This is a genomic window from Mycobacterium sp., from assembly GCF_035640695.1.
Taxonomy (GTDB): domain Bacteria; phylum Actinomycetota; class Actinomycetes; order Mycobacteriales; family Mycobacteriaceae; genus Mycobacterium.
Genome location: NZ_DASQVQ010000108.1, coordinates 1 through 18,147, shown reverse-complemented (window position 1 = coordinate 18,147; position 18,147 = coordinate 1). Strand labels below are relative to the sequence as shown.

Annotated in this window: 18 protein-coding genes and 1 pseudogene; 6 read left to right on the top strand and 13 right to left on the bottom strand. The window is 70.0% G+C overall.

The window, feature by feature from the left end; all coding sequences use genetic code 11:
• A partial coding sequence (locus tag VE759_RS12255) for a hypothetical protein (RefSeq protein WP_324932380.1) occupies window positions 1-317 on the bottom strand: 317 nt, incomplete at its 3' end.
• 133 nt (window positions 318-450) lie between these two features.
• Here VE759_RS12255 and VE759_RS12250 point away from each other — a divergent pair.
• Window positions 451-789: an RNA polymerase-binding protein RbpA gene (locus VE759_RS12250; RefSeq protein ID WP_324932377.1), complete on the top strand. Its 339-nt coding sequence runs from the start codon at window positions 451-453 to the stop codon at window positions 787-789.
• Here VE759_RS12250 and VE759_RS12245 read toward each other — a convergent pair.
• The 8 genes from VE759_RS12245 to VE759_RS12210 all read right to left on the bottom strand — a co-directional run bounded on the left by VE759_RS12245 (window position 786) and on the right by VE759_RS12210 (window position 10,538).
• A complete protein-coding gene (locus tag VE759_RS12245; protein WP_324932374.1) occupies window positions 786-1,601 on the bottom strand; it encodes a polyprenol monophosphomannose synthase in 816 nt (271 codons plus the stop codon). The two genes, VE759_RS12250 and VE759_RS12245, sit on opposite strands and share 4 nt — an antisense overlap.
• Complete coding sequence (gene lnt, locus VE759_RS12240) at window positions 1,598-3,439, bottom strand: apolipoprotein N-acyltransferase (RefSeq protein WP_324932371.1); 1,842 nt, start codon at window positions 3,437-3,439, stop codon at window positions 1,598-1,600. Before lnt ends, VE759_RS12245 begins: the two co-directional genes overlap by 4 nt.
• The gene (locus VE759_RS12235; RefSeq protein ID WP_324932388.1) at window positions 3,432-4,964 is read right to left on the bottom strand and encodes an amidohydrolase; all 1,533 of its coding nucleotides are present in this window, start codon (window positions 4,962-4,964) and stop codon (window positions 3,432-3,434) included. Before VE759_RS12235 ends, lnt begins: the two co-directional genes overlap by 8 nt.
• A gap of 65 nt (window positions 4,965-5,029) precedes the next feature.
• A complete protein-coding gene (locus VE759_RS12230; protein ID WP_324932369.1) occupies window positions 5,030-5,506 on the bottom strand; it encodes an FxsA family protein in 477 nt (158 codons plus the stop codon).
• 79 nt (window positions 5,507-5,585) lie between these two features.
• Window positions 5,586-5,966, bottom strand: coding sequence for a PPOX class F420-dependent oxidoreductase (locus VE759_RS12225; protein WP_324932366.1), 381 nt, complete (start codon window positions 5,964-5,966; stop codon window positions 5,586-5,588).
• Window positions 5,967-5,975: 9 nt separating this feature from the next.
• Window positions 5,976-9,548 carry a cobaltochelatase subunit CobN gene (gene cobN, locus VE759_RS12220; protein ID WP_324932363.1) on the bottom strand — a complete coding sequence of 1,191 codons (3,573 nt, stop codon included), beginning with the start codon at window positions 9,546-9,548 and terminating at the stop codon, window positions 5,976-5,978.
• Between the two features lie 131 nt (window positions 9,549-9,679).
• Window positions 9,680-10,063, bottom strand: a complete 384-nt coding sequence (locus VE759_RS12215) for a hypothetical protein (RefSeq protein WP_324932361.1) — start codon at window positions 10,061-10,063, stop codon at window positions 9,680-9,682.
• 157 nt (window positions 10,064-10,220) lie between these two features.
• Window positions 10,221-10,538, bottom strand: a complete 318-nt coding sequence (locus VE759_RS12210; RefSeq protein ID WP_324932358.1) for a hypothetical protein — start codon at window positions 10,536-10,538, stop codon at window positions 10,221-10,223.
• A gap of 150 nt (window positions 10,539-10,688) precedes the next feature.
• On the opposite strand from VE759_RS12210, the gene cobG reads away from it, so the two are divergent.
• From cobG to VE759_RS12195, 3 genes are read left to right on the top strand one after another with little or no spacing between them, the layout of a single operon-like run.
• Complete coding sequence (gene cobG / locus VE759_RS12205; RefSeq protein WP_324932355.1) at window positions 10,689-11,801, top strand: precorrin-3B synthase; 1,113 nt, start codon at window positions 10,689-10,691, stop codon at window positions 11,799-11,801.
• Window positions 11,802-11,810: 9 nt separating this feature from the next.
• Window positions 11,811-12,437, top strand: coding sequence for a precorrin-8X methylmutase (locus VE759_RS12200; RefSeq protein WP_324932353.1), 627 nt, complete (start codon window positions 11,811-11,813; stop codon window positions 12,435-12,437).
• On the top strand, window positions 12,434-13,903 hold the full coding sequence (locus tag VE759_RS12195) for a precorrin-2 C(20)-methyltransferase (protein ID WP_324932350.1): 1,470 nt from the start codon (window positions 12,434-12,436) through the stop codon (window positions 13,901-13,903). The genes VE759_RS12200 and VE759_RS12195 overlap by 4 nt, the downstream gene beginning before the upstream one ends.
• A 102-nt stretch (window positions 13,904-14,005) precedes the next feature.
• On the opposite strand, the gene VE759_RS12190 is transcribed toward VE759_RS12195, so the two are convergent.
• The 4 genes from VE759_RS12190 to VE759_RS12175 are packed head-to-tail and all read right to left on the bottom strand — an operon-like array spanning window position 14,006 to window position 17,428.
• Window positions 14,006-14,755 carry a cobalt-precorrin-6A reductase gene (locus VE759_RS12190; RefSeq protein ID WP_324932347.1) on the bottom strand — a complete coding sequence of 250 codons (750 nt, stop codon included), beginning with the start codon at window positions 14,753-14,755 and terminating at the stop codon, window positions 14,006-14,008.
• Entirely contained in the window at window positions 14,755-15,510 is a 756-nt protein-coding gene (cobM, locus tag VE759_RS12185) for a precorrin-4 C(11)-methyltransferase (protein WP_324932344.1), read from the bottom strand. Before cobM ends, VE759_RS12190 begins: the two co-directional genes overlap by 1 nt.
• Window positions 15,507-16,682: a precorrin-6y C5,15-methyltransferase (decarboxylating) subunit CbiE gene (gene cbiE / locus VE759_RS12180; protein WP_324932385.1), complete on the bottom strand. Its 1,176-nt coding sequence runs from the start codon at window positions 16,680-16,682 to the stop codon at window positions 15,507-15,509. Before cbiE ends, cobM begins: the two co-directional genes overlap by 4 nt.
• The gene (locus VE759_RS12175) at window positions 16,679-17,428 is read right to left on the bottom strand and encodes an SDR family NAD(P)-dependent oxidoreductase (protein WP_324932341.1); all 750 of its coding nucleotides are present in this window, start codon (window positions 17,426-17,428) and stop codon (window positions 16,679-16,681) included. The genes cbiE and VE759_RS12175 overlap by 4 nt, the downstream gene beginning before the upstream one ends.
• A 35-nt stretch (window positions 17,429-17,463) precedes the next feature.
• On the opposite strand from VE759_RS12175, the gene VE759_RS12170 reads away from it, so the two are divergent.
• Together VE759_RS12170 and VE759_RS12165 are read left to right on the top strand one after the other, a co-directional pair.
• Window positions 17,464-17,880 carry a F420-dependent biliverdin reductase gene (locus VE759_RS12170; protein ID WP_414687895.1) on the top strand — a complete coding sequence of 139 codons (417 nt, stop codon included), beginning with the start codon at window positions 17,464-17,466 and terminating at the stop codon, window positions 17,878-17,880.
• Between the two features lie 59 nt (window positions 17,881-17,939).
• Window positions 17,940-18,147 (top strand): annotated as a pseudogene (locus VE759_RS12165) (hypothetical protein); the annotation flags it as partial.

Sequence of the window (18,147 nt, the reverse complement as noted above, 5' to 3'; positions counted from 1 at the left end):
TCGGCGGCCTTGGCGGCCCGCATCAGCGCGTCACACAGGTCGCGCAGTTCGCCGGCGTCGGCGCCCTCGTCGACGGCCGTGGCAACGTCTTCGGCGGCGCAACGGAGCTGGTAGACGCGGTCTGACAGCTCGGCGGCCGCGTCGGCCGACAACACCACCGAGTCGGCCGGCAGTGTGGTGCCCTTGACGGTCGCACGTTGTTCGTAGGCGCGCTGCCGGCAGGACTGTCTGCAGTATTGGCGGCGCCGGCCCATGCCGGCGTCGTCGACTTGCCGCCCGCACCAGCGGCACGGCTGTGGTCGTATGCGGCGCGCCACGGCAGACGACTCTAGCCCGGACCCGCCACCAAGCCCGGTATCATCGCATGCGCGTCGCGTTGTTCCAGGGAACTGCCAGCGCCTGTTTTGCGTTGCTTTATCTGGACGGAATTGCACTTAGGAGTTGTTGACGATGGCTGATCGCGTCTTGAGGGGCAGTCGCCTCGGAGCCGTGAGCTACGAGACCGACCGCAACCACGACCTGGCGCCGCGTCAAATCGCGCGGTACCGCACCGAGAACGGCGAGGAGTTCGACGTGCCGTTCGCCGACGACGCGGAGATTCCGGGGACCTGGCTGTGCCGCAACGGCATGGAGGGCGTGCTGATTGAGGGCGACCTGCCCGAGCCGAAGAAGCTCAAGCCGCCGCGCACGCACTGGGACATGCTGCTGGAGCGCCGCTCCGTCGAGGAACTCGAAGACCTGCTCAAGGAGCGCCTCGAGATCATCAAGCAGCGCCGCCGCGGTAGTTAGCGCCGCTCGGCCGGCACCACCCCACGGGCTCGGTCGAGGCGCCCGCGGATCCCCCACTGCGCGACCTTGACGACGGCTTCGCGGATGTTGGACCCGCTCATCTTCGAGACGCCCACCTCGCGTTCCACGAACGTGATCGGCACCTCGACGACGACGAAACCGTTGTTGATCGCGCGCCAGGTCAGATCGATCTGAAAGCAGTACCCCCTGGACGCCACCACCTCGAGCTCGATCTTCTCCAGCACCTCGCGGCGGTACGCGCGATAGCCGGCGGTGATGTCGTTGACGTTCACCCCGAGCAGCGCCCGCGAGTACAGGTTCGCGGTGCGCGACAGCGCCAGCCGCCGCCACGGCCAGTTGCGCACCTCGCCGCCGGGCACGTAGCGCGAACCGATCGCGAGGTCGGCACCCGCGTCGACGGCGTCGAGCAACCGGTACAACTGCTCGGGCGCGTGGCTGCCGTCGGCGTCCATCTCGACGAGCACGCAGTATTGCCTGTTCAAGCCCCAGGCGAAACCGGCCAGGTAGGCCGCGCCGAGGCCATCCTTGGCGCTGCGGTGCATGACGTGCATGCGGTCGGGGTCGGCCAGCGCCAACTCGTCGGCCAGCTCACCGGTGCCGTCGGGGCTGCTGTCGTCGACGACGAGGATGTGCACGTCCGGTCGCGCACGGTGCAGCCGCTCGACGATTAGCGGCAGGTTCTCCCGCTCGTTATAGGTCGGAATGATGGCCAGCGTGCGCTGACTCGGCCGTCCGCCGGGTCGGCCTGGGTTATCCCCCGGTCGCTTCGCTCCTGCCCCAGGGACGGTCATGTGGCTCCTTTGCTCTTGTCGCCAGGCCGCAGCCGACGCATGAACCATCCATTCTGCAATATCGCCGCGAGCAGGGCCGCGCCGCCGATGGCGATCAGCACCGCCTGCACGATCGGGCCCCAGCGGGTGGCGGGGGTCAGATCGGTCTTCAGTCGGATCTGTTTGTCCAGGTAGGCAGGCTCGAAGAAGCTGGTGCGAGCGAGTTCACGGCCATCGGGTGCGATCACCGCGCTGATACCTGTGGTGCCGGCGACGACTACGTAGCGATCGTGTTCGACGGCGCGTTCCCTGCCGAAGGCCAGCTGCTGCTCGCTCATCGACTCGTTGAACGTGGCATTGTTGGCCGGCACGGCCAGCAGCTGAGCGCCGTTGAGCACCGATTTCCGGGCGGCCCGGTCGAAGATGACCTCCCAACAGGTGGTGACGCCGACCGGCACTCCGGCGGCGTGCACAACGCCGGTGCCGCGGCCCGGGACGAAGTAACCTGCCAGGTCGGCGTACCGGGACAGATGCCGGAAGAATCCGCGCCACGGCAGGTACTCGCCGAATGGCTGCACGATCTGCTTGTCGTGTCGTTCACCGGGGCCGCTGACCGGGTCCCAGACGATCACCGTGTTCGTCGACACCGGGTTGTCGGGCGTCGCCTCGGGACGCGACAGCACCCCGCCGACGAGAATCGGCGCGCCGATCGCCTGCGCCGCGACCTTGATCTGCCGGGCCGCGTCGTCGTTGGCCAGCGGATCGATGTCAGACGAGTTTTCCGGCCAGATCACGAACTGCGGCTGCATGGCGTGCCCCGCACGAACCTCGTGGGCGAGTTCGATGGTCTCGTGCACATGGTTGTCCAACACGGCGCGGCGCTGGGCGTTGAAGTCCAGGCCCAGTCGAGGCACGTTGCCCTGCACCGCGGCCACCGTCACGGTCGGGTCATTGCCCGCCCCGGCGCCGGAATGCCGGACGCTCGGCCAGATCGCCGCCGTGCCGAACAACACCAGGCAGATGCAGATGCCGGGCACCACTACTTCCGGCGCTTCGGAGTCCGCGCGATCCTCGGTGTCGTCGCGCCGCCACCATCGGTGCACCTCGACCGCGATCGCGGTGATGCTGAACCCGGTGAGCACGACGGCGAACGACAGCAGCGCGACACCGCCGATCCGGGCGATCGCCACCAGCGGGCCGTCGGTTTGCCCGAAACCGGCGACGCCCCACGGGAATCCACCGAATGGCAACGTGCACTTGAGCCATTCTTGGGCCACCCACAGGCCGGCGAACCACAACGGCCAGCCGGGCAGTGGCCGCACAGCCACGGCGACGACGCCGAACAGGCCGGGAAACACCGCGCAGACCACCGACAGCACCAGCCACGGGATTATGCCGACCAGCCCGCTGATCCACGGCAGCAGCGGGATGTAGAACACCAGCCCGAACAGAAAGCCGTAACCGAAGCCGCCCACCAGCTTGGTGGCCTCGCGGGTCAGAACCCAGGCGAAAAGCGCGAACGCGACGATCGCGGCGTACCACCAGCCGAACGGCGGGAAGCTGGTGCACAACAACAAACCCGCGGCGATGGTGACCGAAAGCCTCGCCAGCCGAGGCGTCAGTGCTGCGGCAGCCACCGCGCCCGCGCGACGGACCCACGGGGGAATCGTTGGGCCCGCCGCGGGTTTGGGACCGTCCTCCTCGTTGGCCTGCACAGGTATCGCCTGGGTGTCGTCGCCGGTGGCGGCGGATTCGGCGGCCGTCTCGTGACTGGTGAAGTGGCGCCCGTGCCGTTCTTCGCGCTGATCGCTGTGCCTGGCGTGGCGGCCGACCCGCCGGGTCTCGTCCAGCTCAGCCATGAACGACCTTGCCGCGGTGCACCGTTCGCAGGCAGCGCGGCAGCGGGTCGCCGGGTCCGAGCCGAGGCAGCGCGGGTACCCGTGATCGCGGATCGGTCGACCACCGCTGCACGGCATCGCGAGGGGCGCCGACCTCCAATCCGGCTGCATCCCACACGGCGTAGGACGCGGGCGCTCCGGGCACCAGCGTCCCGGTCACGCCGTCACGCGTGCCGCCCGCGCGCCACGCCCCGCGCGTCGCGGCGGCGAACGCCGCCCGGACCGACACCGCGCTTCCTTCGGTGCGGTGGGTTGCCGCCGCCCGCACCGTCTCCCAGGGATTCATGCCCGTCACGGGGCTGTCGGAACCGAAGGCGAGGGGCACGCCTTCGGATGCTAACAGCGCCAGCGGGTTGAGCCGCCTGGCCCGTTCGGCCCCGAGCCGCCGGGCGTACATGCCGGTCTCACCGCCCCATGACGCGTCGAAATTCGGTTGCACGCTTGCGATCACGCCCCAGGCACCCAGCCGTGCGGCCTGGCCGGGACTCACCATCTCCAGGTGCTCCAGCCGGTGTCCGCAGCGCGCCACCGAGGCCACGCCGCGCCGGTCGACAACGCGGGCGAACGCGTCGACTGCGGCGCTGACCGCCGCGTCGCCGATTACATGGAACCCGGCCGCAACCCCGGCTTCGGTGCACGCGTCGACGTGCGCGGTGATGGCGTCGGGATCGAGGTACGAGTTGCCGCATGTGTCCGGCGCGTCGGCGTACGGTTCGCGCAGCCACGCGGTGTGCGAACCGAGCGCGCCGTCGACGAACAGATCGCCGGCCAGGCCGTGCGCCCCGGTCTCGGCGACCAGTTCGCGCGCATGCGCGGCGCCGGCCACCGCCTCACCCCAGTAGCCGACGATTTCGACGCCGTGATCGTTGTTGCGCAGCTCACGCCAGTCGTCGAGTCCGCCGATGTTCGGGCCGGCGCACTCGTGCACGGCGACGATGCCCATCGCCGCGGCCGCATCCAAGGCCGCCGTCTGCGCCCGCGCGCGCTGTCGGTGGGTAAGCAGGTCGAGGGCGACGCCGCGCACCATGTGGTGGGCGTCGGCGGTGAGCGGCCGCTGTCCGCTGTGGCCGGTCGCGTTCGGCAATTCGGGGACACCGGCGCGAAGCGCGGTGGATGCCGCCGCGGAGTGAACGTCCACCCGGGCCAGGTAGGCGGGCCGGTCGCCGACTACGGCGTCGACGTCGGCTGTGGTGGGAGGTGTCGGCTCGGGCCAGCCGGACTCATCCCAGCCGTGGCCCCAGATGGGGCCGTCGCGCTGCCCGCGCGCGTAGTCGCCGATCAGCCGCAGGCAATGCTGCAGGGAGGTCGCCGGCCGCAGATCGAGGCCGGACAGCAGCAGGCCGGTCGCGGTGACGTGAACGTGGGTGTCGACGAAGCCGGGCGCGACAAACGCGCCGTCGAGGTCGACGATCTCGGCGTCGGGGAACTGGGATCGCCCGATGTCGTCGCTGCCCAGCCACGCGATGACGCCGTCGCGGACGGCCATCGCGGTGGCGTCGGGGTTGGCGGGGCTGTGCACCCGGCCGTTGAGCAGCAGCGTCGTCAACGCGATCAGTCAGGATGACGTGGAAGCCGCGGCGGCTCGGTGGTTGGCGGCACGTCGGCGACGTCGATCACCTCGCCGTCGATGTAGTCGCGGCGCGCGGCGGCGTAGCGGCCGGCACCCGCGGTCGCGACGGTGAGGAACGGTGCACGTCGGGCGGCCAGCACGGTGAACACCGGCCGGGCGACGGCGCGGGTCGGCAGCAGCAGCAGCATTCCCAGCACGGTAGAGGCCAACCCCGGGACGACGACGAGGACGGTGCCGAGCGCGACCAGCACGCTGTCGGTGATCGCGCGTTCCGGTTTGTCGAACCCTGCCCGCAGCCGGCGCACGTGACGCCGGATCTGCGGGCCGGCCAACGCCACACCCAGCACGAACGTGCCGAGCAGTAGCAGGACGGTCCAGCCGAACCCGATCGTCGACGCCAACGCGAGGACGACCGCCAACTCAATCACGGCGTAAATGAGGAACAGCCGCACCACCATGTGATGGCAACGAGCCGGCGGGCGCCTGGGTTCCGCGCGGCGTTACGACTTGGCCCGTCGGCCAAGGATGCGGCCATGCTCACGCCGCCTTCAATTCGAGGCCGATGTTTTTCGTCGCGCCCCCGCGCAGCTTGCTGAACAAGTTGAACACCTTGCCGACGACCCCGTAGCGCTTGCCGATCGCGCGGTAGACGTTGTCGTTCTCGGACGTGTCGAGAATGGTCGCGGTGGCGTCGACCGCTTCGCTCTTCGGCTTGCCGCGGGCGTCGCACGCCGCGAGCGTGACACGCGGCGTTTTGCGGATCCGCTTGACCTTCCACGAGTCGGCCTCGGTGATGACCAGCAGCCGGTCGCCATCGGGCGCCGCCCAGATCGGCGTCGGCTTGGGCCGGCCGTCCTTGGTGAAGGTGGTCAGCAGAATGAACCTGGCATTCGCTACGTCGGCGAAGGTGGCAGTCACGCCGATAATCTAGCCTTCCAGATGGCCCTCGGCTTCCAGCAGCGCCCGGCGCAGCCCGGTCACCGTTTCGGCCTGCGGGTCGGCCCACATCCCGCGGCCGATGGCCTCCAGCAGCCGCTCGACCATCCCGTGCAGCGCCCACGGATTGGACTCGGTCATGAACTTGCGGTTCGCGTCGTCGAACAGGTACCGCTCGGTGAGCTGTTCGTACATCCAGTCGGCCATCACGCCCGCGGTGGCGTCGTAGCCGAACAGATAGTCGACGGTGGCGGCCATCTCGAAGGCGCCCTTGTAGCCGTGCCGGCGCATCGCGGCCATCCAGCGCGGATTGACCACGCGGGCCCGAAACACCCGGGTGGTTTCCTCCGACAGGCCGCGTGTGCGCACCGCGTCGGGACGGGTGGTGTCGCCGATATAGGCGGCCGGGTCACGCCCGGTCAGCGCTCGCACGGTCGCCACCATGCCGCCGTGGTATTGGAAGTAATCGTCGGAGTCGGCGATGTCGTGCTCGCGGGTGTCGACGTTCTTGGCGGCCACCGCGATCCGTCGATATTGGCGGTTCATGTCGTCGCTGGCGGCCCGGCCGTCGAGATCTCGACCGTACGCGAAGCCGCCCCATGCGGCGTAGACCCGGGCCAGATCGGCGTCGTCGCGCCAGTTGCGGCTGTCGATCAGCTGCAGCAGCCCGGCACCATACGTGCCCGGCTTGGAGCCGAAAATTCTTGTGGTGGCGCGTCTTTCGTCGCCGTGTTCGACGAGGTCGGCCTGGGCGTGTGCGCGGACGAAGTTCACGTCGGCGGGTTCATCGAGTCCGGCGACCAGCCGCACGGCGTCGTCGAGCATCGCGACCGCGTGCGGAAACGCGTCGCGGAAGAAGCCCGAGATCCGCACCGTCACGTCGATGCGCGGCCTGCCGAGCTCATCCGCCCCGACGGGTTCGAGGCTGGCGACTCGCCGTGACGCGTCGTCCCACACCGGCCGAACGCCGAGCAGCGCAAGCACTTCGGCGATGTCGTCGCCGGCGGTGCGCATCGCGGAGGTCCCCCACACCGACAGTCCGACCGATTCCGGCCACTGCCCGTGGTCGTGGCGATAGCGAGCCAGCAGCGAATCGGCCATCGCCACCCCGGTCTCCCAGGCCAGCCGCGACGGCACCGCCCTCGGGTCGACGGCATAGAAGTTGCGCCCGGTCGGCAGCACGTTGACCAGTCCGCGCAGCGGCGAGCCGGACGGCCCGGCGGCGATGAACCTGCCGTCCAGCGCGCGCAGCACCTGAGCGATCTCGGCGGTCGTACCGGCCAGGCGCGGCACCACTTCGGTCGCCGCGAACCGCAGGATCGTGGCAACCTCGGCGTCGGCCGTGAGTTCGTCCGCGACGGCCGGATTCCACATCCTTTCTTGCAGCGCCGCAAGGAGTTTGCGTGCTTCGGCGTCGACGGCATCGACGGCGCTGCGATCGTCGGAGCCGTCCTCGGCCAGGCCAAGGGCCTCTCGCAGACCGGGAACGGCCTGTTGTCCCGCCCACAGCTGACGTGCCCGCAGGATCGCCAGCACCAGATCGAGTTGCTGCTCCCCCTGCGGGGCGCGGCCGAGCACGTGCAGGCCGTCGCGGATCTGGACGTCCTTGATTTCGCACAGCCAGCCGTCGACGTGCAGCAGCACCTCGTCGAATGTGTCGTCGGCCGGTCGTTCGTCCAGCCCGAGATCATGGTCCATCTTCGCGGCCCGGATCAGCGTCCAGATCTGCTGTCGGACCGCGGGCAGCTTCACCGGGTCCAGCGCGGCGATCGAGGCGTGCTCGTCGAGCAGCTGCTCGAGTCGGGCAAGGTCGCCGTAGGTTTCGGCGCGGGCCATCGGCGGAATCAGGTGGTCCACGAGCGTTGCGTGTGCGCGGCGTTTGGCTTGGGTGCCCTCGCCGGGGTCGTTGACCAGGAACGGGTAGATCAGCGGCAGGTCCCGCAGCGCCGCGTCGGGCCCGCACGCCGCCGACATCCCCGACGTCTTGCCGGGCAGCCACTCGAGGTTGCCGTGTTTGCCCAAATGGACCACCGCGTCGGCGTTGAAGACGGCGTGAAGCCAGTGATAGGTAGCCAGGTAGTGGTGGCTCGGCGGTAGGTCGGGGTCGTGGTAGATCGCCACCGGGTTATCGCCGAACCCGCGCGGCGGCTGCACCAACAGCACCACGTTGCCGGCCCGCAGCGCGGCAATCACGATCTCCCCGTCGGGATCTCGGCTTCGGTCGACGAACAGCTCGCCGGGCGGCGGACCCCAGTGCTGCTCAATGCGTCCGGCCAGCTCATCCGGCAGGGTCGCGAACCATTCGCGATATTCCTTGGCGGGCAATCGCATTGGATTGCCGACGAGGTGTGCGGAGGTCAGCCAGTCCGGGTCCTGGCCGCCGTGTTCGATCAGCGCGTGGATCAGCGCGTCGCCGTCGCCGGCATCCAGCCCGGGCACCTCGGTGATCCGGTAACCGGCGGCACGCATCGCGCGCAGCAGGGTGATCGCGCTGGCCGGGGTGTCCAGCCCGACGGCGTTACCGACCCGGGCGTGCTTCGTCGGATAGGCCGAGAACACCACCGCGACGCGCTTGTCGGCCGACGGAACGGCGCGCAACCGCGCGTATCTGACGGCGATGCCGGCCACCCGCTCACAGCGCTCGGCGTCGGGTACATACGAAACCAGGCCCAAGTCGTCGATCTCCTTGAACGAGAACGGCACGGTGATGATGCGGCCGTCGAACTCGGGAATCGCGATCTGCGTAGCGACGTCCAGCGGGCCGAGCCCGTTGTCGTTGTGCTCCCATTCCGCACGCGAACCGGTCAGGCACAGACCCTGCAGTATCGGAACATCCAGTGCGGCAAGGTGTTCAACGTTCCACGCGTCGTCGTCGCCGCCCGCCCCTGCGGTCGCGGGTGTAACGCCACCGGCCGCCAGCACGGTGACAACCATCGCGTCTGCACTCGAAAGCAGCTGCAGCAGCGCGGGTTCGGCCGTACGCAGCGACGCACAGTACACCGGCAGGGCCCGGCCGCCCTTGTTTTCGATTGCGCGACAAAGCGCCTCGACATACGCGGTGTTGCCGGCGAGCTGCTGCGCGCGGTAGTACAGCACCGCGATGGTGGGGCCGTCGTTCTCGGTTTCGGGGCGGTCAAGCACGCCCCAGCTCGGTGTGGCGACCGGCGGGGCGAACCCGAAGCCCGTCATCAGCAGGGTGTCGCACAGGAAGGCGTAGAGCTGCCGAAGGTTCTCGACACCGCCGTGCGCCAGATAAAGATGCGTTTGCAGCGCGCTGCCGGCCGGGACCGTCGAGTGGCTCATCAACTCGGCGTCGGCGGCCTGTTCGCCGCTGACCACGACGGTCGCGACGCCGCTGCCGGTGACCGTGTCGATGCCCTCCTGCCAGGCGCGATACCCGCCGAGGATGCGCACGACCGCGATGTCGGCACCGCTCAGCAGGCCGGGCAGCTCAGCGGTTGTCAGACGCGCCGGGTTGGCCCACCGATAGTTCGCGCCGCTGGAGCGGGCGGTGATCAAGTCGGTGTCGGACGTCGACAGCAGCAGAACGGTCGGCGGGGGCACCTACCATTCGTACCGCAGCTAGTCCTCGAGATGCCGCTGGTGGTCCCAACGCTCGAGCCAGGTCTGCAGGTTGTAGACACCGACCGCGATCAGCGCGAGCACGGCCCCCGTCACCACGGCCAGCAGTCCGCTCATAGCCTGTCCATTGCCCGTGACATGCAGCTGGCCTCGAGGTAGCTGCTGCGCTTCGGATAATGCGGTCGCCTCGGCTTCGGGTTCTCATTCGAGCCCGCGAATACACCGGCCAGCGCGGCACGGACGCGCATCCACCAATGAATGCGCGGTACGGGCACGGCCGCCGCGGTGCTGAACACCACTACGTTCTCCGGGATCAGAACGGGCGCCGGCGATGCCTCCGTGTCGCCCGCCGGCGATGCCTCTACGTCGCCCGCCGGCGACACCTCACCCCTCGTGAGAGGTGTCGCCGGCGCGACAGCCGCATTCGGTTCGTCGAAGACGGCAGGTTCTTTTTCGTCGTCCAGCCCCGCTGGCGATGTCTCTGGTATCAGCGACATTTCGGGTCGTCTCCTTGGTTTGGGCGTTATCACCGGGATGAACCGGTGTCGATGGATTGCAACGTATGACCCGCTGGCACCGCCAAGCACGAGTAGTCGACTACCCGTCTTGTTCGGATGCCTTACCCGAGTCGTGAATTGCCAGGTCAACCGCCTGTCACAACCTGTGCATCTCCCGCGACATGGCGGCCTGCTCGAGGAAGCCGTCGCGACGTGGCGGGTAATGCCGTCGCTTGGGGCGTGCCTCGACGGTCGATGTCACGAACAGTCCGCGCACCGCCTCCGCGAACCGCCACAGCGGCCTCGGTCGCGGCAACGGCACGGCCACCGCCGAGCCCAACATGACCTCTTGCTCGGTGATCAGTACGGGCGTCGGCGACTGCGTCGGTGCGGCCGGCGACGCGATCACATCTTGTTCAGGGTCGGGGTCGTCTGTCGGGACCTCGACGGCAGGCAGCTCTGGGACTACGGACATTTGGGTCATCTCCTTCGGCATTCGGGTCGTCTCCTCAGGTGACCGGCTGACCGGACACGACCAGCCGATGGGTGGACTGTAGGGTCGGCGAACGCCGCTGCACATGAGTAGCCAACTACCTGTGTGCGCGATTACCCGTACGCTTGTTCGGTGCTTCGAACCCGTGACCAGGACGCTTGCCCGGGCGCGCTGCAGGTGCACCACGCCGCCGACGGCGCGCTGGCGCGGGTTCGGGTGCCCGGCGGGATGATCGGCGCCGCGCAACTCGAAGCGCTGGCATCCGCGGCGACGAGGTTCGGCTCCCCGGCCATGGAGCTGACGTCGCGTGGCAACATCCAGATTCGCGGCATCACCGACACCGCGGCCGTCGCCGACGCCGTCGCCGCGGCCGGCCTGTTGCCGTCGGCCACCCACGAGCGGGTGCGCAATATCGTCGCGTCGCCGATGTCGGGCCGGGTCGGCGAGCACGCCGACGTGCGAGAGTCGGTGCGCGCGGTGGACGCCGCGCTTCAGGCATCGCCGGCATGCGCGGGGCTACCGGCACGGTTCTGGTTCGGGATCGACGACGGCCGCGGCGACATCTCAGGCCTCGGCGCCGACGTCGCCGTGCATGTGCTCGGCGACTCGGTGGCCCTGCTGCTGGCCGGGCGCGACACCGGTGTCCGGCTGCCCATGGGTGACATCGTGCCGACGCTGATCGGTGTCGCGGCACGGTTCGCCGAACTCCGCGAAAACGCTTGGCGGGTAGCCGAACTCATCGACACCCGGCCGCTGCTGGCCGACCTGACGCCGGTCGCCCCGGCGGGCGGCAGCTGGCCGGCATCGGCTCGGCCGCCGGTCGGTTGGATCGAACAGAATGACGGTCGCATCGCGTTGGGCGCGGCGGTGCCGCTGGGGGTGCTGCACGCCGACACCGCCCGATACCTGGCCGCGCTCGGGGCGCCGATGGTGCTCACGCCGTGGCGCTCCGTGCTGGTTTTCGACCTCGAGGAGGGCGTCGCGGACGTCGCATTGCGGGTGCTCGCGCCGCTCGGACTGATCTTCGACGAGAAGTCTCGGTGGCTCAATGTCAGCGCGTGCACCGGCAGCCCGGGCTGTGCGCATGCTGCCGCAGACGTGCGCGCCGATGCGGTGGCGTGGCTGGGTGTCGCCGGACCGCACCGGCACTTCGTCGGCTGCGAACGCGCATGCGGCAGCCCGCCGATCGGAGAGGTGCTGGTGGCCAGCGGTGAGGGATACCGGACGCTGAGGTCGCACCCGTAGGGTGAGCGGGTGCTCGACTACATCCGCGACGCCGCCGAGATCTATCGGCAGTCGTTCGCGGCGATCCGCGCGGAGGCGGACCTGTCGCGGTTCCCGCCCGACGTCGCGCGCGTGGTGGTCAGGCTGATCCACACCTGCGGGCAGGTCGACGTCGCCGAGCACATCGCCTACAGCGACGACGTCGTCGTCAAGACCAGGGCCGCGTTGGACGCCGGCGCGCCGGTGCTGTGCGACTCCTCGATGGTCGCCGCCGGCATCACAAGGTCCCGGCTGCCCGCCGACAATCAGGTGGTCTCGCTGGTCGCCGAGCCGCGGGCCGTCGACGTGGCCGCTCGTCTCGGCACCACCCGCTCGGCCGCGGCGGTCCAGCTGTGGGCCGACCGGCTCGGCGGCGCCGTGCTGGCCATCGGCAACGCCCCGACCGCGTTGTTTCGGCTGCTGGAACTGCTTGACGAGGGCGCGCCGACGCCCGCCGCCGTGCTGGGCGGGCCGGTGGGCTTCGTCGGCTCCGCGCAGGCCAAGCAGGAACTCATCGACCACCCGCGCGACATGTCGTTTCTCGTCGTGCGTGGTCGCCGCGGCGGCAGCGCGATGGCGGCCGCGGCCGTGAACGCGATGGCGAGCCACCGCGAATGAGCCGGGGCACGCTGTGGGGCGTCGGGCTCGGGCCCGGCGATCCGGAGCTGGTGACGGTCAAGGCCGCCCGGGTCATCGGCGAGGCCGACGTGGTGGCCTATCACAGCGCCCGGCATGGCCGCAGCATCGCCCGCGGCATCGCCGCGCCCTACCTGCGGGCGGACGTCATCGAGGAGCACCTGGTGTACCCGGTCACGACCGAGATCACCGACCACCCCGGCGGCTACGACGCCGCGATCGAGGACTTCTACCGCGACTGCGCCGAGCGCATCGCCGCCCATCTGGAGGCCGGCCGCAGCGTAGCGCTGCTCGCCGAGGGTGATCCGCTGTTCTACAGCTCCTACATGCACATGCACACGCGGCTGACGAAGCGGTTCGACGCGGTGATTGTGCCGGGTGTGACATCGGTCAGCGCCGCCTCGGCGGCCACGGCGACTCCGCTTGTGCATGGCGACGAAGTGCTCACGGTGCTGCCGGGTACCCTGCCGGTCGACGAGCTTGCCCGCCGGCTGGCCGACGCCGACGCGGCGGTTATTTTGAAACTTGGCCGGTCCTATCCTGCTGTGCGCGAAGCGCTTTCGCTATCCGGACGGCTCGACGAGGCGCTGTATGTGGAGCGGGCCAGCACCGATACCGAGCGGGTGCTGGCCGCCGCGGACGTCCACGGCGCCTCGGTGCCATACTTCTCGCTGGTCATGGTCGCCGGCAGTCGACAGCGTGTCGCCGACACCGGCAGCGTCGCGGTGGTTGGGCTGGGCCCGGGCGACGTGGAGTTGATGACGCCGCAGAGCCGCCGGGAGCTGGCCGCCGCCAGCGACCTGATCGGCTACGGCCCCTACCTGGACCGCATTCCGGCACGCGACGGGCAGCGCCGTCATCCCGGCGAGAACCGCGACGAACCCGCCCGCGCCCGGCTGGCCTGCACACTGGCCGAGCAGGGCCGCGCGGTGGCGGTCGTCTCGTCCGGGGACCCCGGCGTGTTCGCGATGGCGACCGCGGTGCTCGAAGAGGCCAAGCAGTGGCCGGGCTTGCCGGTGCGGGTCATCCCGGCGATGACGGCCGCGCAGGCCGTGGCCAGCCGGGTCGGCGCGCCGCTGGGCCACGACTACGCGGTGATCTCGTTGTCGGACCGGCTCAAGCCCTGGGACGTGATCGCCGCCCGGCTGACCGTGGCGGCGATGGCCGACATGGTGCTGGCGATCTACAACCCGGCGTCCAAGGCCCGCACCTGGCAGGTGGGGGCGATGCGTGAGCTGCTGTTGGCCCATCGCGATCCCGGCACGCCGGTGGTGATCGGCCGCGACGTGTCGGGCCCCGAGGAGGACGTCCGGGTGGTGCGGCTGGCCGACCTCGACGCGTCGACGGTCGACATGCGCTGCCTGCTCATCATCGGCTCGTCGCAAACCCAGTGGTACACCGATGACGCGGGCGACCGCGTGTTCACCCCGCGGCGCTATCCGGGCTAGCCTTGCCGGCCGCGCCGCTGCGGCGTAGCTCCCCCTGTTAGATGGAATTAACGCGTCCCGGGGCCGGTTGGTAGAGATAAGCAAACTAAACGTGCAGTTTATTTAGTTTGGCCCGGTGACCCGCCGCGAACCGATTTCGGCGACCCACCGGGCGGCCTCGGCGGCGGTGCCGACACTCGTCACGCCGGCCGGTAGCGGCGGGCGGGAAACCATCACTACCGGCACGCCGAGCGCCGCGGCGGCGTCCAGTTTCGGCCGGGTCATCTCACCGCCGCTGTTCTTAGTGACCAGCGCGTCGATGCGGTGCCCGCGCATCAGGGCGAGCTCGTCGTCGTAGCGATATGGCCCGCGGGACAGCACCACCAGGCGTCGACGCGGCATGCTTGCCGGTTCGGGCTCGGTGACCGCCCGGATCAGAAACCACCCGTCGCTCTGCGCGAACGCCGCAACGCCGGATCGCCCGGTCGTCACGAACACCCGCGAATAACCTTGCCGCTCAACGGCTTCCGCGGCCTCTGCGTTGGACGACACCCGGATGGCGTCGCCCGGGTCCCACGCCGGTCGAGCGAGCACCAGATGCGGCAGACCCAGCTCGCCGCACACCCGCGTGGTGCGTGCGGTTATCGACGCCGCGAACGGATGGGTGGCGTCGACGACGGCGTCGATGCCTTCGTCGACGATCCAGCGCCGCATCTCCTCGCCACCGCCGAAGCCGCCTATGCGCACCGCGCCGACCGGCAGGGCCGGGTGCGGCACCCGACCGGCAAGCGAGCTGATCACCTCGACATCGGGATGAAGCCGCGCGGCCAGCTCGCGCGCCTCCGATGTCCCGCCGAGCAGCAGCAGCCGCATCAGTGGCGACCGCTGCGTCGACGGTCCGGCGAGTAGAGGTAGCTGTCGGTGAACCCGTCGGCCGCCAGCACCTCGCCGACGACGATCACCGCGGTCCGGGTGATACCGGCGGCGTGCATCTGCTCGGCGATGTCGCCCAGCGTCCCGCGCAGCACGGTCTGCCGCGGCCAGCTCGCGAAAGCGACAACCGCACAAGGCGTTTGCGGTCGATAACCGCCCGCCAGCAACTCCGGCACGATCGCGTCGATTTGCGCGGCGGCCAGATGCAACACCAGCGTCGCACCGATCCCCGACAACGACTTCAGGTCCTCCCCCCGCGGCATCGCCGTGGAAAGCGTCGCGACCCGGGTCAACGTCACCGTCTGCGCAACGCCGGGAATCGTCAGCTCACGTCCCAGTGCCGCCGCCGCGGCTGCGAAAGCCGGTACGCCTGGCACGATTTCGTAGCCGATGCCAAGCGCGTCGAGCCGCCGGCACTGCTCGGCCACGGCGCTGTACAGCGATGGATCCCCGGAATGCAGCCTCGCGACGTCGAACCCGCCGGTCTCGGCGAGGGCAAGCTCGGCCACGATCTGGTCGAGGGTCAGCGGTCCGGTGTCGACGATCCGCGCGTGCGGCGGGCACAGCGCAAGCAGATCGTCGGGCATGATCGACCCGGCATACAGGCACACTTGACATCTGCTCAGCAGCCGCTGCCCGCGCACGGTGATCAGGTCGGCCGCGCCGGGTCCGGCGCCGATGAAGTAGACCGTCATCGCTTGGTGACCGCCCACTGCGTGACCGGAAGCGCGGGCCGCCAGCCGGTGAATTTGCCCAGCGGCTCACCGTGGTAGTGCTGATATCGCCGCAGCTCGCCGCCGAGGCGTGCATGCCACTGGGCCACAACGGCTTCCGACTCGGCGGTGACGGCGTTGGCGACCAGCCGGCCGCCGATGCCCAACCGGTCGAAGCACGCGTCAAGCAAGCCGGGCTCGGTGAGGCCGCCGCCGACGAAGATCGCGGCGGGGTCGGTCGCGCCGTCGAACGCGTCGGGGGCCGGCCCGCGTACGTCGATGTTGGCCCCGAACGCGGCGGCGTTGTGGGCGATTCGGGCGCGGCGCTGTTCGTCGCGCTCGAACGCCACCGCGGTGCAGCCGGGCCAGCGCAGCACCCACTCGACGGTGATGCTTCCCGAGCCGGCGCCGACATCCCAAAGCCGCTCGCCGGGCCGCGGCGCGAGCGCGGCAAGCGTCACGGCGCGGATCGTGTGCTTGGTGATCTGTCCGTCGTGCGCGAACGCGTCGTCGGGCAGCGGAGAAACCCGGTCATCCGGCAGATACTCGACCGCGACCACGTTCAGGTCGTCGACGTCGGCCGGCGGGTCGGCGGCCCAATCGCCGGCGGTCGCGTCGCGGCGGCGTTCGGCGTCGCCGCCGAGCCGCTCGAGCACGCTGAACCCCGAGTCGCCGCGGCCGTGCTCGGTGAGCAGCCGGGCAAGCGCGGCCGGCGTGGCCGCGTCCCGCGACAACACCACGGCTCGCCCGCCGCGGCGCACCGCCGTATGCGGTTCGGCCGAGACCAGGCTGATCACCTCGGTGTCCTGAACCGTCCAGCCCAGCCGCGCGCATGCCAGCGTCACGCTCGACACGTGGGGCAGCACGCGCACCCGGTCGCAGCCGAACATCCGTATCAGCGTGGCTCCGATGCCGTGCAGCAGCGGATCGCCACTGGCCAGCACGTGCACGTCGGCGGTCGCGTCGTCGAGCAGGCCCGCCAGCTCAGCCAGCATCGGCGACGGCCACTGGCGGCGCGCGCCCGGCACGGTCTCGTCGAGCAGATCGAGCTGGCGCCGCGCCCCGTAGACCACGGTTGCGCGCTGCAGTTCGGCACGGGCGCACGCCGACAGCCCGTTCATGCCGTCGGCGCCGATGCCCACCACCACGATCACCGCGGCAACCTTCGCCATACCGGTTGCGGTAGCAGCCGCATCCCGAAGAACACCGGCCGCAACACCCACGGCACCCACACCGTGTTGCGGCCATTCGCCAGCGCGCGCGCCGCGGCGGCGGCGACCTGCGGTGGAGTGCTGGAGAACGGCGCCGGCTTCATGCCGTGCGTCATCCGGCCGATCACAAATCCGGGCCGCACGATGAGCACCTGAATGCCGCTGTCGTGCAGCGCGTCGGCAAGCCCGCTGGCGAAGCCGTCCAGGCCGGCCTTCGCGGAACCGTAGACGTAGTTCGCGCGGCGCACCCGCACCCCGGCCACCGACGAGAACACCACCAGCCGGCCACGGCCGGTCGCGCGCATCCGGCTCGCGAGGTGGGTGAGCAGGCTGACTTGCGCGACGTAGTCGGTGTGCACGATCGCGACGGCGTGCGCCGGGTCGGCTTCCGCGCGGCCCTGGTCCCCGAGGATCCCGAACGCCAGCACCGCGGTGCCGATCGGGCCGTGCTCGGTGCAGATCAAGTCGATCAGCGGACCGTGCGAGGACAGGTCGTCGGCGTCGAACTCCTTGACGTAGACGCCGTCGGCCCCGGCCGCGCGGAGCGCGGCTTGCTGGCCGTTCAGGCGCTCGGGCGAACGAGCGGCCAACACCACGGTCGCACCGCGGGCCAGCCGAATCGCGAGCTCGCCGCCAATCTCACTGTGACCGCCGAAAACGACGATCACTTCGCGGCCCGTGTCACCCACGCCTGGAGACTATCGCCTGCGCTAGGTTTGGCAGCGTGGCGAACACATCGACCACCCGACTGACCAACGAGGCGCTGGCGTTCCTGACGGAGCGCCATCTCGCAATGCTCACCACGCTGCGCGACGACAAATCGCCGCATGTCGTCGCCGTTGGCTTCACGTTCGATCCCAAGACCCACATCGCGCGCGTCATCACGACCGACGGCTCGCAGAAGGCGGTGAACGCCAAGGACCGCGGCATCGCGGTGCTGAGCCAGGTCGACGGCGCCCGGTGGCTGTCGCTGGAGGGCAAGGCCACCGTCAACACCGAGGCCGACGCCGTGCGCGACGCCGAGCTGCGGTATGCGCAGCGTTACCGCACCCCGCGGGAAAACCCGCGCCGGGTCGTCATCGAGGTGCGGGTGGAACGGGTGCTCGGCTCGACGGAGCTGCTCGACCGGTCGGCGGGCTAGCGGCGGTTCGGTTTGCCGCTAGTACCGACTGGGTAGAGCACCCAACCATGACATCGAGCGTGAGACCAGCGAGCCAACGGCGATGCCGGCGCCTGCTGTACGCGGCGGCCGGAACTGTCACCGCGATCGCGATCGGCACCATGACGACCGCATGCGGGGGCAACGGGACGTCGAAGCAAACCACCACGACGACCACGACCAGCGCGGTAACCGTGCCTATTCCGACGGTTCCCTCGACCATCACCGTTCCGACGATCGTGCCGCCCA

Bases quoted from the DNA above. Each gene is read 5' to 3' on its own strand.
- VE759_RS12250 (WP_324932377.1), top strand. From the start codon at position 451: ATGGCTGATCGCGTCTTGAGGGGCAGTCGCCTCGGAGCCGTGAGCTAC.
- VE759_RS12245 (WP_324932374.1), bottom strand. From the start codon at position 1,601: ATGACCGTCCCTGGGGCAGGAGCGAAGCGACCGGGGGATAACCCAGGC.
- lnt (WP_324932371.1), bottom strand. From the start codon at position 3,439: ATGGCTGAGCTGGACGAGACCCGGCGGGTCGGCCGCCACGCCAGGCAC.
- VE759_RS12235 (WP_324932388.1), bottom strand. From the start codon at position 4,964: ATGGCCGTCCGCGACGGCGTCATCGCGTGGCTGGGCAGCGACGACATC.
- VE759_RS12230 (WP_324932369.1), bottom strand. From the start codon at position 5,506: ATGGTGGTGCGGCTGTTCCTCATTTACGCCGTGATTGAGTTGGCGGTC.
- VE759_RS12215 (WP_324932361.1), bottom strand. From the start codon at position 10,063: ATGTCGCTGATACCAGAGACATCGCCAGCGGGGCTGGACGACGAAAAA.
- VE759_RS12210 (WP_324932358.1), bottom strand. From the start codon at position 10,538: ATGTCCGTAGTCCCAGAGCTGCCTGCCGTCGAGGTCCCGACAGACGAC.
- VE759_RS12195 (WP_324932350.1), top strand. From the start codon at position 12,434: ATGAGCCGGGGCACGCTGTGGGGCGTCGGGCTCGGGCCCGGCGATCCG.
- VE759_RS12190 (WP_324932347.1), bottom strand. From the start codon at position 14,755: ATGCGGCTGCTGCTGCTCGGCGGGACATCGGAGGCGCGCGAGCTGGCC.
- cobM (WP_324932344.1), bottom strand. From the start codon at position 15,510: ATGACGGTCTACTTCATCGGCGCCGGACCCGGCGCGGCCGACCTGATC.